This is a genomic window from Burkholderia sp. Bp9142 (assembly GCF_003853415.1).
In the GTDB taxonomy this organism is placed as follows: Bacteria; Pseudomonadota; Gammaproteobacteria; order Burkholderiales; family Burkholderiaceae; genus Burkholderia.
In genome coordinates, this window is the sequence record NZ_QTPP01000001.1 from 307,417 (window position 1) to 325,227 (window position 17,811).

A 17,811-nucleotide genomic window follows, 5' to 3' on the forward strand; every position below is an offset into this window, starting at 1 on the left:
CAAGCATTTCGCGTTCCAGGTTGCAGCAGCGCCCGCTTACTTCAACCGCCCCGACAGGAACTGCCCGAGCCGCTCGCTCTTCGGATTGACGAGAATCTCCTGCGGATCGCCCTCTTCCTCGATCTTCCCCTGGTGCAGGAAGATCACATGGTTCGACACGTTGCGCGCGAAACCCATCTCGTGCGTGACGACGACCATCGTGCGCCCTTCCTCGGCGAGCTTCTGCATGACCTTCAGCACTTCGCCGACGAGTTCCGGATCGAGCGCCGACGTCGGCTCGTCGAACAGCATCACCTCGGGTTCCATCGCGAGCGCACGCGCGATCGCGACGCGCTGCTGCTGGCCACCGGACAGGTGCGACGGATACATGCCTTCGACACGCGGTGCGAGACCGACCTTCTCCAGATACTTGCGCGCCCGCGCGATGGCCTCTTCCTTGCCGATCCCGAGCACGGCCATCGGCGCCTCGATCACGTTCTCGAGCACCGTCATGTGCGCCCACAGGTTGAAGTGCTGGAACACCATCGACAGCTTCGTGCGCATCCGCTGCAACTGCTTCTGGTCGGCCACGCGCAGCGAGCCGTTGCGCTCGCGCGTGGTCTCGATCGGCTCGCTGCCGATCGTGATCTGCCCCGAGCACGGCTGCTCGAGGAAGTTGATGCAGCGCAGGAACGTGCTCTTTCCGGAGCCGCTCGAGCCGATGATGCTGATCACGTCGCCGGCCTTCGCCTTCATCGACACGCCCTTCAACACCTCGTTGTCGCCGAATTTCTTGTGGAGGTTTTCAACGGTGAGCTTGTACATGCTTGGTCCTTCCTTGCGAATTAGTGGCTGCGCGGCGAGAGGTACGCGAGCCAGCGCGTCTCGAGCTTGCGGAACGCCCAGATGAGCGCGAACACGACGATGGCGTACAGCACGGCCGCGATGCCGTAGGCCTGGAACGACATGTACGTCGCGGAGTTGACGTCGCGCGTGACCTTCAGGACGTCGGGCACGGTCGCGGTGAATGCGAGCGTCGTCGCGTGCAGCATCAGGATCACTTCGTTGCTGTAGCTCGGCAGCGAGCGGCGCAGCGCGGACGGCAGGATGATGCGCGTATAGAGCTTGAAGCGCGACATCCCGTACGCCATCCCGGCCTCGATCTCGCCGGCCGACGTCGCCTTGATCGCGCCCGCGAAGATCTCGGTCGCATACGCGCATTCGTTCAGCACGAACGCGAGGAGCGTGCAGTTCATCGCGTTTCGGAAGAACGTGTCGAGCAGCACGTGGTCGTGCACGACCTGCAGGCTGTAGATGCCGGTGTAGCACATCAGCAGCTGCACGTAGAGCGGCGTGCCGCGGAACACATACGTATAGAGCCACACCGGGCCGGAGATCCAGCGGTTCGACGACGCGCGCGCGATCGCGAGCGGCACGGCCAGCGCGAAACCGAGCGCGATCGACACGACCAGCAGCCACAGCGTGATCGCGAGGCCGCTGAAGCGGTAGCCGTCGGTGTAGAGATAGCTTTGCCAGTACTGGCCGATGAGTTCGATCACAGTGCAAGCCTCCGGACGCCGACGGAATAACGCTTCTCGAGGTGGTGCAGCACGACGTTCGACACCGTCGTGATCGCGAGGTAGATCGCGCCCGCCGCGAGCGTGAAGAAGAAGAAATCGAGCGTGCTCTTGCCGGCGTCCTGCGACGCCTTCACGACATCGGCGAGGCCGATGATCGACACCAGCGCGGTGGCCTTCACGAGCACCTGCCAGTTGTTGCCGATGCCCGGCAGCGCGAAGCGCATCATCTGCGGGAACAGGATCCGGTGGAACACGCGCCAGCCGCTCATCCCGTATGCGAAGCCCGCTTCGAGCTGGCCGCGCGGCACCGCGAGGAACGCGCCGCGGAACGTCTCGGTGAAGTACGCGCCGTAGATGAAGCCGAGCGTGATCACGCCGGCCACGAACGGGTCGATGTCGATCTGGTCCCAGCCGAGCACGTCGGTCACGTCGTTCAGCAGGATCTGGATCCCGTAGAACAGCAGCAGCATCAGCACGAGATCGGGCACCGCGCGGATCAGTGTCGTATAGAACGTGCCGGTCGACCTGAGCACCCGGTTGGTCGACAGTTTCGCGGCCGCGCCCGCGAGGCCCAGTACGAGCGACGCGGCGAGCGACAGCACCGCGAGCTTCACGGTCTCGACCGTGCCGGCCCACAACAGCGGGCCAAATCCTTGGAAGATCATATAAGGGATCCAGATCGATGTGGCTGGATTGTCAATAGCCATTAACCGCGCATCAAACGATATCTGCGCACGACTTGATGCAACCTGCTCATCAAGCCAGACGCATCACGCGAAGCGGGTTGCACCCGGCAACAGACGCGGCGCGCGCCACAGCCGATGCGCGCCGCATGGACGGTCAGCCACCGTAGACGTCGAATGCGAAGTACTTCTTCTCGAGCTTCTTGTACGTGCCGTCCTTGATGATGTCGGCGATCGCGTGGTCGATCTTCGCCTTCAGGTCGGCGTCGTCCTTGCGCAGCCCGATGCCGGCGCCGTTGCCGAGGGTCTTCGGATCGTCGATGTCCTTGCCCGCGAATTCGAAGGTTGCGCCGCGCGGCGTCTTCAGGAAGCCGAGTTCGGCCTGCACCGCGTCCTGCAGCGCGGCGTCGAGGCGGCCGGACATCAGGTCCTGGTACACGCCGTCCTGGTTCTGGTAAGGCACGACCTGCACGCCCTTCGGCGCCCAGTAGGTCTTCGCGTAGGTTTCCTGGATCGTGCCCTGCTCGACGCCGACCGACTTGCCCTTCAGCGACTCGGCCGTCGGCTGGAGGTTCGCGCCTTTCTTCGCGACGAGACGCGTCGGCGTGTTGAACAACTTGTCGGAGAACGCGATCTGCTCGGCGCGCGCCGGCGTCATCGACATCGACGACAGCACGCCGTCGAACTTCTTCGCCTTCAGGGCCGGGATCATCCCGTCGAAGTCGTTCTCGATCCACACGCATTTCGCCTTCAGGCGCGCGCAGATCTCGTTGCCGAGATCGACGTCGAAGCCGACGACCTTGCCGCTTGCGTCCTTCGATTCGAACGGCGGATAGCTGGCGTCGACGCCGAACCGGATCGTCGACCAATCCTTGGCGTGGGCACCGACCGCGATGCAGGCAAGGGCAATACTGAGCGCGAGTTTCTTCATGGCGTTCCTGTCATAGGCGAACTGGGCGCGGGTCCCGTCGGGCGTCGCCGCCGCGACCCTTTCAACCCGGAAGCCGCCCGTCCGGCGACCCCGAAGTTGTACATACAACTTTGCCTTTTCCAGGGCACCCCGAGCAATCCGTGTTTATCTCTAATTGTCGGCGGATTGTTTCCATGAGCGAATTTCCCTTATATTTCAATTCGCTAACCATTACATGCAGTTGAAATCCAGCTTTCTGCGTGGGTTCGGCACGCCATCGTCGCGCATGCATTTGTCTATACTTTTTCGTTTGCCGCGCCGGCCGGCGCGGCGGCCGCGGTCCGGATCCAGGCGGGAATAACCCGAATCGCCAGCCGACAGCCGGGCCCGCGCGGCGTCGAACCCGGTACACTCCGCCCGGACACCGCACGAAGGCCGGCCTGCGACGGCACACGGCCGCCGTCTCTTGAACAGCAATGCAATGACCACACCGATCTATCAGGAAATCAAGGATTTCATCCTCGCGCGCATTCATGCGGGCGAGTGGGCGGAAGGCGACCAGGTGCCGTCGGAGAACGAGCTCGCGCGCGAGTTCAACGTCGCGCGGATGACGGTCAACCGCGCGCTGCGCGAGCTGACGGCCGAGCAGGTGCTCACGCGCACGCGCGGCTCCGGCACGTATGTCGCGTCGCCGAAATACGAATCGACGCTGGTCGCGATCCGCAGCATCTCGGATGAAGTCGCCGCGCGCGGCCATGCGTATCGTGCGCAGGTGCTGGAGGTCGGCGCGGCCGTCGCCGACGCGCAGCTCGCCGACGAGCTGCGGCTCGACACCGGCAGCCCGATCTTCCATTCGCGCGTGCTGCACTTCGAGAACGACACGCCCGTGCAGCTCGAGGAACGCTGGGTCAATCCGGTCTGCGCGCCCGAATACGCCTTGCAGGACTTCACGACGACGACGCCGAACCAGTACCTCACGCGCGTCGCACCGCTGCAGCGTGTCGAATACCGGATCGAGGCCGCGATGCCCGATGCGCAAACGCGCCGTCACCTGACGATGGACGAACGCGAGCCCTGCCTGCTGCTGCATCGGCGCACGTGGTCGCAGGGGATGGTCGCGTCGGTCGCCAATCTGTGGCACCCGGGCAGCCGCTACCGGTTCACCGGCCATTTCTGACGCGCCGGGCGCGTTCAGTGCACGCCGGGGCGCCCTGAACGCTCGATCGCGTCGACCGCGAGACGCAACCCGTCCTCCCGCGCGATCCGCGCACCGAGTTCGGCGGCCCGCGCTTGCGTGTCGGCACGCGCCGCGAACGCGATCGCGCGTGCCAGCGCGGCGGCGTCCACGCGGCGCCCCGCCACCGGCGCATCGGCCACACCGAGCCGCTGCAGCCGGTTCGCCCAGAAGAACTGGTCGCCCGCGAATGGCACGACGACCGACGGAATGCCCGCCCGCGCGGCTGAATGCGTGGTGCCCGACCCGCCGTGGTGGATCGCCATCGACGTATGCGGAAACAACCGGTCGTGCGGCGCCTCGCCGATCACGCACACGTGCGCCGGCAGCATCGACGCGTCGATGCCGCTCCAGCCCGGCTGGAACAACGCACGCCGGCCATCGAGCGCCTGCACCAGCGCGTCGGCCAGCGCGGCCCGGTCGAACCCGGCCATGCTGCCGAAACCGATGTACACGGGCGGATCGCCCGCCTCGAGAAAGGCCGAGAGCGCGGGCGGCGGCGTCCACGCCCGCGCGTCGATGCGCCACTGACCGCATGCCAGCACATTCGACGGCCAGTCGGCCGGATCGGCCAGCAGCACCGGCGACACGCCGTACAGCATCGGATGATCGGTCCACACGCGCCGGCGCGGCGGCAATCCGCACACGCCGGCGCGCGCCGCATTGGTCGCCTTGCTGAACGCGTGCCACAGCAGCGCGTTCACGAACCGGTGACTGGCGCGATTCAGCCAGCGCGGCACCTTGGCCGGCGGCAGGAACGGCGACGCGAACGCGGCGGTCGGCGTGATCGGGATCATCCCCGTGCCGATTGCCGGCACGCCGCGATACTCGGCAACCGACAACCCGACAAACGACGCCAGCCCCGACACGAGGATCGCATCGCAACCGGCCGACGCGTCCGCGACTTCGCGCATCCACGCAGCCGTGTTCGCATTCGCGATCGCCGCGAGCGCCTTCGACGTGTCGTTGAAGCCCCCGCGCCCACGCACCGCATCGGACAACGCGCCCTCGGGGGCGATCGCCGCGCGGATATCGCCGGACAACGGCGCGGACGGCACGCCGAGCGCGGCGGTCGAAGCGAGCGTCGCGGCGTCGGCCAGCAACCGGACTTCATGGCCGGCATCCCGCAGCGCGCGGCCGAGCGCCGCGAGCGGGCGCGTGTCGCCTTCGGTGCCGTAGGTGGCGATGACGAGCTTCATGCGTGACTCCTCGTGCACAATGCAAGCGAGTGGATTCCAAAAAATGCACGTCGTATACTAATGCAATTCGTACACTTTCCGTCAATCCCCGGGGCATGCCGATGACGACCGACGATCCGGGCCGCCGCGCGCGCAAGCGCATCCAGATGCTCGCGCATCTCGCCGCTACCGGCGCACGCCTGTTCAATGCGCACGGCTACGATGCCGTCACGATGGAGCAGATCGCCGCGCAGGCCGACGTCGCGAAACGTACGCTGTACAACCACTTCCCGACAAAGGAAGCCGTGCTTGCGCACTGGCTCGAAGGGGAACTCGCGCGCGATCTCGCCCATCTGCAGCGCGACGTCGCGCGACGGAAAACCTTCGCATCGCGGATCGCCTGCGTGCTCGATGCGTCGGCCGCGTGGTGCGAACAGCATCCGGTGCATCTGCTCGCGTACCTGCGGCATCGGTTCCTGGGCATCGGCGCGGTGCAAGCGGAAGGCGGAAAGGAAAACGGCGGCGACATCGCGCTCATGTGGCAGCAGCTGATCGCGGCCGGCCAGCAGGCGGGCGAACTGAACCCGGCACTGGCGGCCGACCAGCTCGCCACGTGGTTCCATCACCTGTATCTCGCGGCGATGCTGCGCTGGCTGACCGTGCCGGGATTGTCGCTGAAGCGGGAGTTCCAGTCGGTCGCAAGGCTGTTCGTCGAAGGCGCGCAAGCGAAGCCGTGAACGGCCGCTGGCGCCTGTCCGGCGCTCAGAGCCGCCCGAGTATGACCGCAAGCAGCGTGCGCCTGAAGCGGGCGAGCACCACGCCGCATGCAACGAACGTGCGCTTCATGGCTTCCTCGACGTCCTGGCCGCCGATGCACGGCGCTTCGCCGTCTCCGCGCCGCGGGCCGGCCATTGCGTCTCGTCGAGCAGCCGGTCGAACAGGCGCGCGCGCTCGTCGGCCGACAGCGGGCACAGCCCGAACATCGCCGACAGCGCGATGCCCCACGCCGCCTTCCAGCGCAGCAGCGCCAGATCGGGATCGTCGGATTCGGCGGCGATGCGCTGCACATTCTTCGCATCGGTGTCGCGGACCTTCTGCAACGGCTCGGGATTCTCGACGAGTGCCGCCATGATCGCGAGCGCCGCCGACGGCTGCTGGTCGATCACTTCGCGCATCGTCGCGATCTGCGCGGACAGCGTCGGCTGCGCTTCGTCCGGATCGCGCGCGGCCAGGTAGTCGCGCTGGAATCGTTCGTAGTAGTCCTGCTGATGCTCCATCAGCGCGTTCAGCACGTCGCCTTTCGTGCGGAACTGATGCATCAGCCCGCCCTTGCTGATGCCGCTTTCGCGCGAGATCGCATCGAACGTGAGCTTGCCCGGGCCGTCGCGCTCGAGAATCGCGAGCGCCGCCTGGATCGCGGCCGTGCGCGTTCGCCCGGAACGCGTCGGATTGTCCATGACCTTTCCCCGCTATGAAGTGACGCGATGCGGCGGCGCCGAACCGGCGCGGCCGCATGCAGGAAGTGCGCGGAGTCTATCACAAACAAACCGCCTGGTCGGTTTACATCCTAAAACGGCGGTGCTACGATCGGCTGCCGCGTCGCCCGTGGCCGCAACGCGGCAGCTTCACGGACCGGCCATCGGCACGCGAGCGCCGCCTGTGGCAGGGCTTTCCGGCCGATGACCGGCATCGCAATACCCTGTCGCGCCCCGAATTCATGGAGCATTTCCGCCCCACAAACAAACCGCCTATCCGGTTTTTTTAAACACGCTGCCCCTTCGCGCCGATCACCGGCGCGAACCCGACCCGGAGATATGCATGAACCGATCGACCGCCTCCCGCCACCTGACCCACATCGCGCTTTGCGTCGCGCTCGCCGGATGCGCCGGCGTCCAGCCCGCCCGCTATACGGGCATCGAATCTTCCCCGTACCTGCGCGGCGATCCGCAGGACACGTCCGGCCGCGTCCCGTATCGCTACGCGCTGCCGGCCGACTGGCATCGCTACCGGAAGCTGATCCTCGATCCGGTCGCCGTGTACCGCGGCGCGGACAATCAGTTCGGCAACCTGAGCGATCAGGACAAGGCGACGCTCGCCGCCTACATGGGCGATACGTTCGCCAGAAAGCTCGGCAAGCGCTTCGAGCTGACGAACGCACCCGCCCCCGACACGCTGCGCGTGAAGCTGACGCTGACGGGCGCGGTGACGACGACGGCCTTCGCCGGCGCGTTCGCGCATTTCGACCTCGCGGGCAACCTCTACAACGGCGTGCAGGCGATACGCGGGCGCGAAGGCGCATTCACGGGTTCCGTCATCTATGCGGTGGAAATCCGCGACGCGGCGACGAACCGGCTGATCAACGCGTACGTGACGAAGCAGTATCCGAACGCGATGAACATCGGCGCGAGCTTCGGCGCGCTGAGCGCGGCGAAAACCGGCATCGACAAGGGCGCCGATGCGCTCGTCGCGCAGTTCGACTGACGCGCGCGCCCGTGTCGCACGCGCCTGCGCCCGCTGGCCGCGCGCGGCGATCTGGTTGGTCCCGCTCGCGGCCGCGGCGTGCTTCGTCGCGTGGGGCGTCCCCCTGCTCGGCAACCGCGGGCCGGTCATCACGATCACCTTCGCGAGCGCCGACTGGCTCGAAGCCGGCCGGTCGACGCTGCGGCTGCGCAACGTCGAGGTCGGCCGCGTCACGCAGGTTCGCGCGTTGCGCGGGCAAGCAGGCGTGCGCGTCGACGTGCAGCTGAACGCCGACGCGCATGCGCTTGCGCGCGCCGGCACACGCTTCTGGATCGTGCGGCCCCGCGTCGGCCCCGCCGGCATCTCCGGGCTGGATACCGTGCTGTCCGGCGCGTATATCGCGGCCGCACTCGGCAACGCCGGCGAACGGCGCACGACCTTCGCAGGGCTCGATGCGCCGCCGGCCGACGAAGACGGCCGCGGGCGCCGCTACACGCTGCGCGCGGCAGCGCTCGGCACGGTCGCGGTCGGCTCGCCGGTCTACCACCGGCGCGCGCGCGTCGGCCAGGTGACCGGCTATGCGCTCGATCCGGACGGGCGCGGCGTGTCGATCGCGGTGTTCGTCGCCGCGCCGTTCGATCGCTACGTCGACGCCGACGCACGCTGGTGGCAAGCGGGCGGCGTCGGCCTGCGGCTCGATGCGGGCGGCATGAAACTCGACACGCCGTCGCTCGCCGCGATGCTCGCCGGCGGACTCGCGTTCGCGGCGCCGCCCGGACGCACGGCGATCGTCGCGGCACCGGACGGCGCGCGCTTTCGCGTGGCCGACGACGAGATCGACGCGATGCGCACGCCGAACGCGCCCGCCGCACCCGTCGTGATGCGCTTCGACCGCTCGCTGCGCGGCCTCGACGTCGGCGCGCCGGTGGACTTTCGCGGCATCGAGCTCGGCCGCGTGACTGCGGTCGACACCGAATACGACACGCGACGCGGCGACGTCACGATGCGCGTGACGATGGCCCTCTATCCCGATCGCCTCGGACAACGCTACCGCGACGCGCTCGGCAACGGCGACTCCGAGGCCGGCAAGACGCTGCTGCACACGCTCGTCGCGCGCGGCCTGCGCGGCCAGCTGCGCGTCGGCAACGTGATCGCGAACCGCTCGTACGTTGCGCTCGACATGTTCCCGAACGCGCCGCCCGCATCGGTCGACACCAACCGGTTGCCGATCGCCTTGCCGACCGTGCCCGGTACGCTCGACGCGCTGCGGGTACAGATTGGCGATATCGCCGGAACACTGGCCCGATTGCCGCTCGATCGCGCGGGCATGCGCGTGAACGCAGCGCTCGCGCACACCGCCGGGCTGTTCGCGCAGCTCGATACCGAACTCGCGCCGCATGCGCGCGACGCGCTGGTTGCCGCACGACAGGCGTTCACGGCCGCGCAGGCGACGCTCGGGGAAGGTGCGTCCGCATCGAACGTGCACCACGCGCTGACGCAATTCACGCGCACGTCGCGCGCGCTGAGCGCGCTGGCCGGCGATCTGGAACGCCATCCGGAATGGCTGCTGCCCGGCACGGCGGGCGACACGCAGCCGGCCGACGCATCGCGTGGCGCGAGCGACGACCGCTGATTTCGTCGCGCGATGCGCAGGGTTTTTTACAACGAACGCACGGACGGGATGCCAAATTTCCCGCGCAGCAGTATGCTGGTGTCGTACGGCCGCCCCCGACGCATCGGGCAATCCCTTAGTCCGCACGTCGTCGCGCGGCCGTCGCGACCGCAATCATGCGTTGCAAGGAGGGCTTCGTGATGGCTACCACACATCAGCACTTCCACCTCGAACTACGGCACGCCACCGCGCCGACGTACTTCATCAGCTACCTGTTTCCCGCCTTGCTGTTCGTATACGAACTGCTGCGCGTCGGCCAGTGGATCCGCGATCACGGGATGCAATTCGCCGCGTTCAAGCAGATGGGCTACGAATATCTGCTGATGCTGCTGTTCGTCGGGCTGCAGATCATCGTCGAGGCGATCTTCCTGCTCGGCGCCGCGATGCGCCGCGACCATCGCGATTTCGAGCACCGCCTGCCGAACGTGGTCCTCGGGATCGGCTGCTCGATCGCGCTGCTCGCGATCGATCTCGCGATCCAGCTGTCGTTCTGAGCGCCGGCGGGTTCGGCCCGCCGGCCGCATCGAACCCGGGCGCTCAGGCGTGCGCGTCGCGCAACATCGCGGCAACCGCCGCGAGTACGTCGCCGGTCCGCTCGCGATGCGGCATGTGTCCGCATCCATCGAGCAGCAGGAACGACGACGGCCCCGCGACGCGCGCGGCGATCCGCTTCGGATGCACGTCCGATCCGTATTCGTCCTGCTCGCCGTGAATCGCGAGTGTCGCGCAGCGCACGCGCGGCAGTCCGTCGTCGAGACTCCAGCCGCGAAACGCCGGCGACAGCCACGTGTCGACCCACGCACGCAGCACCCATTCGGCCTTGTCGCCGTGATAGCGCGCGAGCCGGTCGAGCTGGCCGGGCGCGTCGAACTGCTGCCCCGCGTCGCGAATGCCGTCGAGGGTGCGATCCTCGACGAACGCCTGCGCGGCGACCGTCACCAGCGCGCGGCAACGCGCCGGATACGCGGCTGCGCATCCGACCGCCATGCCGCCGCCGACGCTGTGCCCGAACGCGACGAACGCACCGATGCCGAACCGTTCGAGCAGCGCACGGAATCCGTGATCGGCCTCGTCGCGCACGAACGTCGTGCCGAGTTGCCCCGGATGACGGTCGGACCGGCCGAAGCCCAGCCGGTCGTAGGCGATCACGTCGCATTGCGTGGCGCGCGCGAGTTCCGCGGGAAAGTCGCGCCATAGCTCGACGCAGCCAAGCGAATCGTGCAGCAGCACGATCGGCGCGGGCTCGCGCACAGCCGGCTCATCCGCGGTCAATGCCTGCGCGGACGCGCCGCGCCAGCGCTTCGCGAAGAGGCGCCCTTGCGGCGTCTCGACCCAGGTCTCCTCGGTCACGATTTCAGTCATGTGTGTGTCGTCGTCTGCATGAAGGCGGCCGCATGCACGCGTGCCGCCGCGAATGCCGACGATGGTGGCCCGGCGACGCGCGCGGCGTCAAGCAAGCCCCCACCGCCCGCGCGTTCATTCGGGCTGCGGCGGCAGATACTCCATCTGCGACTCGTCGTAGAGCCGGTAGATCAGCGCCTGCATCGCGCGGATGTCCTCCGATTCGTCGAGCATCCGCATGCTCATGATAATCGGCGACACGAGGTTCGGATCGTCGAGCGGCTTGTAGCTGATGTCGTCGCGCTTCAGGCCGTACACGCTGTGCGGCACGACCGACACGCCCTCGCCCATCGCGACGAGCCCGAGCGCGATCTGCAGCTCGCGCGTTTCATAGATGCGCCGCGGCTGCAGCGCGCGATCGTGGAACGCCGCGAGGACCTGGTCCGCATAGCTCGGCCGCGGCGCCTTCGGAAAGATGATCAGCGTGTCGTTCACGAGATCGTGCAGCGACAGCACGGGCTTCGCGCCGTCGAGCACATGACCGACCGGCAGCGCGACGATCATCCGCTCCTCGCGCAGCACGACGCGCCGCACGCTCGGATCCTCGTGACGGATGCGCCCGAACCCGACGTCGATGCGCCCTTCCTTCAGCGCCTTGATCTGGTCCATCGTCGACATCTCGTGCAGGCTCAGCTCGACGGCCGGATACTCGCTGCGAAAGCGCCGGATGATCTTCGGCAGCATCCCGTACAGCGTCGAGCCGACGAAACCGACCGACATGCTCCGCTCGATCTTGCCGACCCGCTTCGTCATGGATTCGAGCTCGGTCGTCTGCGCGAGCAGCTGCACCGCATGCGAATAGAAGAACCGCCCCGCGTCGGTCAGCTTCAACGGCCGCGCGTTGCGCTCGAACAGCGGCACGCCGAGCGCCTCCTCGAGTTGCTGGATCTGCCGGCTGAGTGGCGGCTGCGCGATGTGCAGGCGCTCGGCCGCACGCGTGAAATTCCGCTCCTCGGCAACCGCGACGAAGTAGCGGAGGTGTCTCAACTCCATTTTCGAACCCTCCCGGACAGGCGACGGACGCTCATTCGGCCCCGTGCGGACACGTCCCTCGCCGGTCGTCCCGTGATCGCCTGCTCCCGATGCCATGACGATACCTCACGGCGCACCGATACCGGTGCGAGCCGCGTCGCGCTCGCACCCGCGTCCGGCACCGCGCAAAGCAAAACGGGAAGCCGCCAGGCTTCCCGTTGCTTCATCGACGCCGCGTCGCGGCATCGTCCCGCGCGTCATGCCTCGGTGGCGTACAGCGCATCGCGCTGCGCGTCGCTCAGCGAATCGAGCGGCACGTCCGGCAGCCGATAGCAGATCATCGCGCCGTACAGCTCGGCCAGGCAGTTGCTGCCGGCGTCGAGCGCGTAGCCGTCCTCGCCGTCCGGCGCCGGCGGATACACTTCGCGCCACGCGTTGATCGCGGCTTCGATTCGCACGATGGAAACGGGTCCGGCCTTCCGCTCGGCGGGTGATGCGCTCATGGATTCCTCTGGGTTGCGCGCTCCGCGCGCGGGGCCGTGCCGGCCCCGGCGGAACGATGAAAACGCCGGGCGCCGCCGGCCGCCGCAACAGGCGCGCGCCGGATGCCCGATCCGCGCCGCGCGCGTCGCGCCGGCCGGGCCGTGGCCCGGTAGGGTCGGGAAATATAACCGGCTTTGACCCCGTGCAGGGCAAAGCCGACAAAAAAAACGGGAAGCCCGCGGGCTTCCCGTCTTCGTTGCGCATCCCGCGGCAGCCGGCCGCACCGGCATCAGCCCGCGGTTTCGCGGTTCGTCACGCGCGGCATCTGCGCGCCGCGGTTCGCGGCGACCCACGGCTTGATCTCCATGTCCTCGTAGCGCACCAAGCGGCTCTTGTACAGGAGCCGGTAGCCGAGCCACACGACGAGGAACAGCGGGATGCCAACGTAGGTCGCGGTCACGCCCGCCCAGTCGATCCGGTTCGCGAGGAACGCCTGATAGTCCTGCCCCAGCGCGATCACGAGACACAGCACGAACGCGAAGATCGGGCCGAACGGGAACCACTTCGACTGGTACGGCAGCTGGTCGACCGCGTAGCCCTGCTTCACGTAGCCCTTGCGGAACCGGTAGTGGCTGATCGCGATGCCGAGCCACGCGATGAAGCCGGTCATGCCCGACGTGTTCAGCAGCCACAGGTACACCGTCTTGTCGCCGTACAGCGACGTGAAGAAGCACAGCGCGCCGACGGCGGTCGTCGCGTACAGCGCGTTGCGCGGCACGCCGCCGGGCGACAGCTTCGCGAACAGCTTCGGCGCGCGGCCTTCCGTCGCGAGGTTGTAGAGCATCCGCGTCGACGCGTACATGCCCGAGTTGCCGGCCGACAGCACGGCCGTCAGGATCACCGCGTTCATCACGCCGGCCGCGAACGCGAGGCCCGCGTGGCGGAATACGAGCGTGAACGGGCTCACGCCGATGTCGGTCACGTCGCTCTTGAGCAGGTTCGGGTCGGTGTACGGAATCAGCACGCCGATCACGAAGATCGCCAGCACGTAGAACAGCAGGATCCGCCAGAACACCTGGCGCACCGCGCGCGGGATCGTCGTGCGCGGGTGCTCCGATTCGCCGGCCGCGATGCCGATCAGCTCGGTGCCCTGGAACGAGAAGCCCGCGATCATCGCGACGCCCATCAGCGCCGGCAGGCCGCCCGCGAACGGCGCGTCGCCGATCGTCAGGTTGCCCCAGCCGTTGCCCGGCGCCCCCTTCAGAATGCCGAAGATCATCAGCAGGCCGACGCCGATGAACGCGACCACCGTGACGACCTTGATCAGCGCGAACCAGTATTCGGCTTCGCCGAAGCCGCGCACGGTCAGCGCGTTGAGCAGGAACATCACGCCGAGGAACGCGGCGCTCCACCAGACGCCCGGCACGTCCGGGAACCAGTAGTGCATCACGAGCTGCGCGGCGACGAGTTCGACCGCGATCGTCACGGCCCAGTTGTACCAGTAGTTCCAGCCGAGCGCGAAACCGAAGCCTTCGTCGACGTATTTCGCGCCGTAGGTCGCGAACGAGCCCGACACCGGCATGAACGCGGCCATTTCGCCGAGGCTCGTCATCAGGAAGTAGACCATCAGGCCGATCAGCATGTACGCGAGCATCGCGCCGCCGGGGCCGGCCTGCGAGATCGACGCGCCGGACGCGACGAACAGGCCCGTGCCGATCGAGCCGCCGATGGCGATCATCGTCAGGTGGCGCGCCTTCAGCGCGCGATGAAGCTTGGGTGGGTTCGCGGACGAACCGGGTGGGTCGGAATTCGGAATTACGGACATAAACGAGACGAACGTTGAACGGGCCGGCATCCGGAGCCGGCGCACGCGGGATCGGGGCGCGGCGCGCCGCCTGCGATGCATTCGATACGGCCCCGATACGCGTTGCGCGCCGGGCGCCTGCGGCGAAGCGCGGATTCTACCTGATTCGCCGGACAGACAAGCTCAGGTCCGGGCGCCCGTGCCAACCCGTCCGGACGCCGCGGAATCAACGAGTTGGATGCGGCATGGGGCGACGACATGCCGGCGCGGCCGTGCACCGCGCCCCCAAACCATGCATGTGGAGCGGTTATCCGGCGATACCCGGTTCACCGATACGTAATCGTTCCGGCAATGCCGCCTTAAAACGACAGATCGATCGCCATTTACGTCAATAATCAGACGAAACGCGCTCCATAATTGATTCAAATCAAATCGGACATATCCGGTAACGATGCGTAATCGTTCCGCATCGCCTTATGCGCATGCATGTTTTGCATCTTCGCGACCAAATTCGGGAATTCGCGAGATAATACCGATTAATTCGAAATAATCAGCGCGTCGGAGCCGTCGACGACGTGAATATCGCCCCCGAGGATGAAGCCACACCCGCTGCTCGCTGCGCTGCGCCGCCCTACCGCGTCGGCCGTGGCACGCATTCTGTCGCCCCGCGGCGTGCTCGTCGCGGGCATCGTGCTGCTTCTGTTCAGTTGGGGACTCTCCACGTCGCTTTTGATCGAGGCACGCCACGACGCGTATGACCATGCGGTCGAAAATGCGCGCAACCTGATGCTGCTGATCGAGCGCGATATTTCCCGCAATATCGAACTGTATGATCTGTCGCTGCAAAACGTGGTCGACGGTCTCGCCGATCCGGAACTGGCGGCATTGCCGCCGAACCAGCGCCACCGGCTGCTGTTCGACCGCGCGGCCAGCGGCGCCTATCTCGGCGCCATTTTCGTGATGGATCCGCACGGCAATATCGTGATCGATTCGGGCTCGGCGCCGCCGCGGCAAGGCAATTTCGCCGACCGCGAATATTTCACCGTGCATCGCGACCGGCTTGCCCAGGGCCTCTACATCAGCCGGCCGTATGCGTCCCGGCTGCGCGGCGGCGCGCTGACGATCGCGCTCAGCCGCCGGATCACGCTGGCCGACGGCTCGTTCGGCGGGATCGTCGTCGGCACGCTCAGCATCGACTACTTCCGCGCGCTGCTCGACGGTCTCGCGGTCGGCAAGCACGGCAGCGCGGCGATCGTGGAGGAGAACGGCGCGCTCGTGTCCCGCCTGCCGTACGATGCGCGCGTGGTCGGCCTCGACCTTCACGGCGCCCCGCTCTTCATCGAGGCACAGCGCCGCAGCGAAGGCGCGCTGACGGGCGTCGGCGCGATCGACGGCGTGCGCCGCGTCTATGTTTACAAGCATCTCGCGCATCTCCCGCTCATCGTCGACGTCGCGCCCGCCGAGATCGACATCTACGCATCGTGGCGCCATCGCGCGATCTGGACCGTCGTGCTGATGGGCCTGTTTACCGCGTTCATCGCCGGGGGCTCGCTCGCGCTGTCGCGCGAACTCGCGCGCCGGCAGATCGCCGAGTCGAAGCTGTACCGGCTCGCGCACACCGATTCGCTGACCGGCCTCGACAACCGCGGCACATTCGATGCGGTGCTCGCGAAGGAAGCGCAGCGCGCGGCGCGCAGCGGCCGCCCGCTGTCGGTGCTGTTCGTCGACGTCGATCATTTCAAGGCGTTCAACGACTACTACGGCCACCTCGCCGGCGACGACGTGCTGCGCCGCGTCGCGCAATCCGCGTCGCGCTGCCTGCGCCGCGACAGCGACCACGTCGCGCGCTACGGCGGCGAGGAATTCGTCGTCACGCTGCCCGACACCGACGCGCGGGGCGCGGCGACCGTCGCCGAAGCGATCCGCCGCGCGATCGCCGGGCTCGACATCGCGCACGGCCGCAGCCCGTACGGGCACGTGACGGCGAGCATCGGCAGCGCGACCGCCACCGGGCGCGTGAACGCCGCGACGCTGCTGCGGCTGGCCGACGAGGCGCTGTACCGCGCGAAGTCGGGCGGCCGCAATCGCGTGTCGGACGCCGCGGCGAACACGGCCGACGCGTGACGCCGCGGCCGGCCGCGCCGCGCCGCGCTGCCGCGCCATGGACAGCCCGCGCGCGTTCGGCTAGCGTTACGTCAGCTGCGCGTGCGGCGCGGCGCCGGCCCGCGCGGGCCGCCCGCGCGTGTCCCTGCCACCCCCGCTCCGTCATGACCGCCTCGCTCCCCGCCCGACTGCCGCCGCTCCTGCGTCACGCGCTCCGTCCACTGCTGGACCCGTACCGCCGCTACCGGCACGCGAAGCTGATCCATGCGGCGCGCGTCGCGCTCGCGATCCTCGTGTCGATCGCCTTGTCCACCGGCCTGCGCGTGCCGCACGGCGAATGGTCGACGATCACCGTGCTGATCGTCGTCGGCGGGCTGCAGCATCACGGCAACATCCGCAAGAAGGCGGCCGAGCGCGCGCTCGGCACGTCGATCGGCGCGCTCGCGGGGCTCGGGCTGATCCTGCTCTACTCCGTCCTGCACGCGCCGCTCGCGATCTACCTGCTGATGGCGATCGCGTGCGGGATCTGCGCGTATCACGCGATCGGCAAGGCCGGCTATATCGCGCTGCTGTCGGCGATCACGATGGTGATCGTCGCCGGACACGGCGACAACGAGATCGTCGACGGCCTGTGGCGTGCGGTCAACGTGCTGGCCGGCATCGCGATCGCGCTGGCGTTCTCGTTCGCGCTGCCGCTCTATGCGACCTACTCGTGGCGCTACAAGCTCGCCGACGCGCTGCGCGCGTGCGCGGCCGTGCACGCGCGGCTCGCGGGCGACCGCCACGTGAGCGACGACGCGCACCTGAAGGAAATGGCCGCGCTGAGCGCGCTGCTGGTGCAGCTGCGTTCGCTGATGCCGTCGGTGTCGAAGGAATGCGAGATCTCGGTCACGCACCTCGAGGCGATCCAGCGCAGCCTGCGCCTGTGCATCGGCTACCTGGAGATCCTGTCGAGCATGGTGCCGGCCCGCGACGACCTCGCCGCCCGCGAATACATGCGAACCGGGATGAAGGCCGTGAACCGGCGCATCCGCGACACGCTCGTCCGGGCGAGCCGCGCGCTCAAGTTCGGCACGCCGAGCCGGCTCGCGCCGCGCCGCCGGCCGGCCGATCCGCCGCACGACGCGCCGCCGCCGTTGTCGGGCTACGTGTCGATCACGGCCAAGCTGGCCGGCGAAGTGGACCAGTTGCGCGAGAAACTGCTCGATACCGCGCAGGCGTGGAATATCTGAAGGCCGGCGGGTTCCGGATGGCGCCGGAAAATCTTTCACACCCCTTTCATCAAGGCAGGCCGGCATCCTGACGACATCGGCCGCACCCTCCGGCCGATCCGGCCCTGTCAACCGGGCTTG

18 protein-coding genes are annotated in these 17,811 nt (G+C 67.8%); 8 read left to right on the forward strand and 10 right to left on the reverse strand.

All coding sequences use genetic code 11. The features are described 5' to 3' along the window. Nucleotides 1-36: 36 nt before the first annotated feature. The 4 genes from DIE22_RS01390 to DIE22_RS01405 all read right to left on the reverse strand — a co-directional run bounded on the left by DIE22_RS01390 (nucleotide 37) and on the right by DIE22_RS01405 (nucleotide 3,173). The gene (locus tag DIE22_RS01390) at nucleotides 37-804 is read right to left on the reverse strand and encodes an ABC transporter ATP-binding protein (protein ID WP_124495850.1); all 768 of its coding nucleotides are present in this window, start codon (nucleotides 802-804) and stop codon (nucleotides 37-39) included. Nucleotides 805-824: 20 nt separating this feature from the next. Beyond that, nucleotides 825-1,538 carry an ABC transporter permease gene (locus tag DIE22_RS01395; protein ID WP_124495852.1) on the reverse strand — a complete coding sequence of 238 codons (714 nt, stop codon included), beginning with the start codon at nucleotides 1,536-1,538 and terminating at the stop codon, nucleotides 825-827. Then, nucleotides 1,535-2,224 (reverse strand): ABC transporter permease, encoded by a 690-nt coding sequence (locus DIE22_RS01400; RefSeq protein WP_124495854.1) that lies wholly within the window; start codon nucleotides 2,222-2,224, stop codon nucleotides 1,535-1,537. The genes DIE22_RS01395 and DIE22_RS01400 overlap by 4 nt, the downstream gene beginning before the upstream one ends. Before the next feature lie 175 nt (nucleotides 2,225-2,399). Next, nucleotides 2,400-3,173: an ABC transporter substrate-binding protein gene (locus DIE22_RS01405; protein ID WP_124495856.1), complete on the reverse strand. Its 774-nt coding sequence runs from the start codon at nucleotides 3,171-3,173 to the stop codon at nucleotides 2,400-2,402. A gap of 460 nt (nucleotides 3,174-3,633) precedes the next feature. Between DIE22_RS01405 and hutC the strand changes: the two genes are divergently transcribed. Next, nucleotides 3,634-4,329 carry a histidine utilization repressor gene (gene hutC / locus DIE22_RS01410; protein ID WP_124495858.1) on the forward strand — a complete coding sequence of 232 codons (696 nt, stop codon included), beginning with the start codon at nucleotides 3,634-3,636 and terminating at the stop codon, nucleotides 4,327-4,329. A gap of 14 nt (nucleotides 4,330-4,343) precedes the next feature. On the opposite strand, the gene DIE22_RS01415 is transcribed toward hutC, so the two are convergent. Further along, nucleotides 4,344-5,585 (reverse strand): glycosyltransferase, encoded by a 1,242-nt coding sequence (locus tag DIE22_RS01415; protein ID WP_124604178.1) that lies wholly within the window; start codon nucleotides 5,583-5,585, stop codon nucleotides 4,344-4,346. Nucleotides 5,586-5,680: 95 nt separating this feature from the next. Between DIE22_RS01415 and DIE22_RS01420 the strand changes: the two genes are divergently transcribed. Further along, complete coding sequence (locus tag DIE22_RS01420; protein ID WP_124604180.1) at nucleotides 5,681-6,301, forward strand: TetR/AcrR family transcriptional regulator; 621 nt, start codon at nucleotides 5,681-5,683, stop codon at nucleotides 6,299-6,301. 105 nt (nucleotides 6,302-6,406) lie between these two features. Here DIE22_RS01420 and DIE22_RS01425 read toward each other — a convergent pair whose 3' ends face one another. Next, nucleotides 6,407-7,021, reverse strand: a complete 615-nt coding sequence (locus DIE22_RS01425; protein ID WP_124604182.1) for a TetR family transcriptional regulator — start codon at nucleotides 7,019-7,021, stop codon at nucleotides 6,407-6,409. Between the two features lie 56 nt (nucleotides 7,022-7,077). On the opposite strand from DIE22_RS01425, the gene DIE22_RS01430 reads away from it, so the two are divergent. The 4 genes from DIE22_RS01430 to DIE22_RS01445 all read left to right on the forward strand — a co-directional run bounded on the left by DIE22_RS01430 (nucleotide 7,078) and on the right by DIE22_RS01445 (nucleotide 10,190). After that, entirely contained in the window at nucleotides 7,078-7,329 is a 252-nt protein-coding gene (locus DIE22_RS01430) for a hypothetical protein (protein WP_124604185.1), read from the forward strand. Between the two features lie 53 nt (nucleotides 7,330-7,382). After that, a complete protein-coding gene (locus DIE22_RS01435; RefSeq protein WP_124495866.1) occupies nucleotides 7,383-8,045 on the forward strand; it encodes a DUF3313 domain-containing protein in 663 nt (220 codons plus the stop codon). A gap of 55 nt (nucleotides 8,046-8,100) precedes the next feature. Next, nucleotides 8,101-9,657, forward strand: coding sequence for an intermembrane transport protein PqiB (locus DIE22_RS01440; protein ID WP_260426578.1), 1,557 nt, complete (start codon nucleotides 8,101-8,103; stop codon nucleotides 9,655-9,657). 179 nt (nucleotides 9,658-9,836) lie between these two features. Further along, on the forward strand, nucleotides 9,837-10,190 hold the full coding sequence (locus DIE22_RS01445; protein ID WP_124495870.1) for a hypothetical protein: 354 nt from the start codon (nucleotides 9,837-9,839) through the stop codon (nucleotides 10,188-10,190). Nucleotides 10,191-10,233: 43 nt separating this feature from the next. On the opposite strand, the gene DIE22_RS01450 is transcribed toward DIE22_RS01445, so the two are convergent. From DIE22_RS01450 to DIE22_RS01465, 4 genes are all read right to left on the reverse strand, one after another. After that, a complete protein-coding gene (locus DIE22_RS01450; RefSeq protein WP_124604191.1) occupies nucleotides 10,234-11,058 on the reverse strand; it encodes an alpha/beta fold hydrolase in 825 nt (274 codons plus the stop codon). 114 nt (nucleotides 11,059-11,172) lie between these two features. Then, complete coding sequence (locus DIE22_RS01455) at nucleotides 11,173-12,090, reverse strand: LysR family transcriptional regulator (protein WP_012365478.1); 918 nt, start codon at nucleotides 12,088-12,090, stop codon at nucleotides 11,173-11,175. A 236-nt stretch (nucleotides 12,091-12,326) separates the two neighbouring features. Then, entirely contained in the window at nucleotides 12,327-12,572 is a 246-nt protein-coding gene (locus DIE22_RS01460) for a DUF3717 domain-containing protein (RefSeq protein WP_006761486.1), read from the reverse strand. A 269-nt stretch (nucleotides 12,573-12,841) separates the two neighbouring features. Further along, complete coding sequence (locus DIE22_RS01465; RefSeq protein ID WP_124604193.1) at nucleotides 12,842-14,377, reverse strand: amino acid permease; 1,536 nt, start codon at nucleotides 14,375-14,377, stop codon at nucleotides 12,842-12,844. 573 nt (nucleotides 14,378-14,950) lie between these two features. Between DIE22_RS01465 and DIE22_RS01470 the strand changes: the two genes are divergently transcribed. Further along, complete coding sequence (locus DIE22_RS01470) at nucleotides 14,951-16,480, forward strand: sensor domain-containing diguanylate cyclase (protein ID WP_124495876.1); 1,530 nt, start codon at nucleotides 14,951-14,953, stop codon at nucleotides 16,478-16,480. A 143-nt stretch (nucleotides 16,481-16,623) separates the two neighbouring features. Then, nucleotides 16,624-17,691: an FUSC family protein gene (locus DIE22_RS01475; protein WP_124604195.1), complete on the forward strand. Its 1,068-nt coding sequence runs from the start codon at nucleotides 16,624-16,626 to the stop codon at nucleotides 17,689-17,691. Nucleotides 17,692-17,811 lie beyond the last annotated feature (120 nt).

What these genes read in the sequence shown, in the direction of transcription:
- DIE22_RS01420 (WP_124604180.1), top strand. Translation starts at nt 5,681, where the DNA reads ATGCCGATGACGACCGACGATCCGGGCCGCCGCGCGCGCAAGCGCATC.
- DIE22_RS01435 (WP_124495866.1), top strand. Translation starts at nt 7,383, where the DNA reads ATGAACCGATCGACCGCCTCCCGCCACCTGACCCACATCGCGCTTTGC.
- DIE22_RS01450 (WP_124604191.1), bottom strand. Translation starts at nt 11,058, where the DNA reads ATGACTGAAATCGTGACCGAGGAGACCTGGGTCGAGACGCCGCAAGGG.
- DIE22_RS01430 (WP_124604185.1), top strand. Translation starts at nt 7,078, where the DNA reads ATGCAGGAAGTGCGCGGAGTCTATCACAAACAAACCGCCTGGTCGGTT.
- hutC (WP_124495858.1), top strand. Translation starts at nt 3,634, where the DNA reads ATGACCACACCGATCTATCAGGAAATCAAGGATTTCATCCTCGCGCGC.
- DIE22_RS01470 (WP_124495876.1), top strand. Translation starts at nt 14,951, where the DNA reads ATGAAGCCACACCCGCTGCTCGCTGCGCTGCGCCGCCCTACCGCGTCG.
- DIE22_RS01405 (WP_124495856.1), bottom strand. Translation starts at nt 3,173, where the DNA reads ATGAAGAAACTCGCGCTCAGTATTGCCCTTGCCTGCATCGCGGTCGGT.
- DIE22_RS01475 (WP_124604195.1), top strand. Translation starts at nt 16,624, where the DNA reads ATGACCGCCTCGCTCCCCGCCCGACTGCCGCCGCTCCTGCGTCACGCG.
- DIE22_RS01390 (WP_124495850.1), bottom strand. Translation starts at nt 804, where the DNA reads ATGTACAAGCTCACCGTTGAAAACCTCCACAAGAAATTCGGCGACAAC.
- DIE22_RS01455 (WP_012365478.1), bottom strand. Translation starts at nt 12,090, where the DNA reads ATGGAGTTGAGACACCTCCGCTACTTCGTCGCGGTTGCCGAGGAGCGG.
- DIE22_RS01465 (WP_124604193.1), bottom strand. Translation starts at nt 14,377, where the DNA reads ATGTCCGTAATTCCGAATTCCGACCCACCCGGTTCGTCCGCGAACCCA.
- DIE22_RS01425 (WP_124604182.1), bottom strand. Translation starts at nt 7,021, where the DNA reads ATGGACAATCCGACGCGTTCCGGGCGAACGCGCACGGCCGCGATCCAG.
- DIE22_RS01415 (WP_124604178.1), bottom strand. Translation starts at nt 5,585, where the DNA reads ATGAAGCTCGTCATCGCCACCTACGGCACCGAAGGCGACACGCGCCCG.
- DIE22_RS01400 (WP_124495854.1), bottom strand. Translation starts at nt 2,224, where the DNA reads ATGATCTTCCAAGGATTTGGCCCGCTGTTGTGGGCCGGCACGGTCGAG.
- DIE22_RS01460 (WP_006761486.1), bottom strand. Translation starts at nt 12,572, where the DNA reads ATGAGCGCATCACCCGCCGAGCGGAAGGCCGGACCCGTTTCCATCGTG.
- DIE22_RS01445 (WP_124495870.1), top strand. Translation starts at nt 9,837, where the DNA reads ATGGCTACCACACATCAGCACTTCCACCTCGAACTACGGCACGCCACC.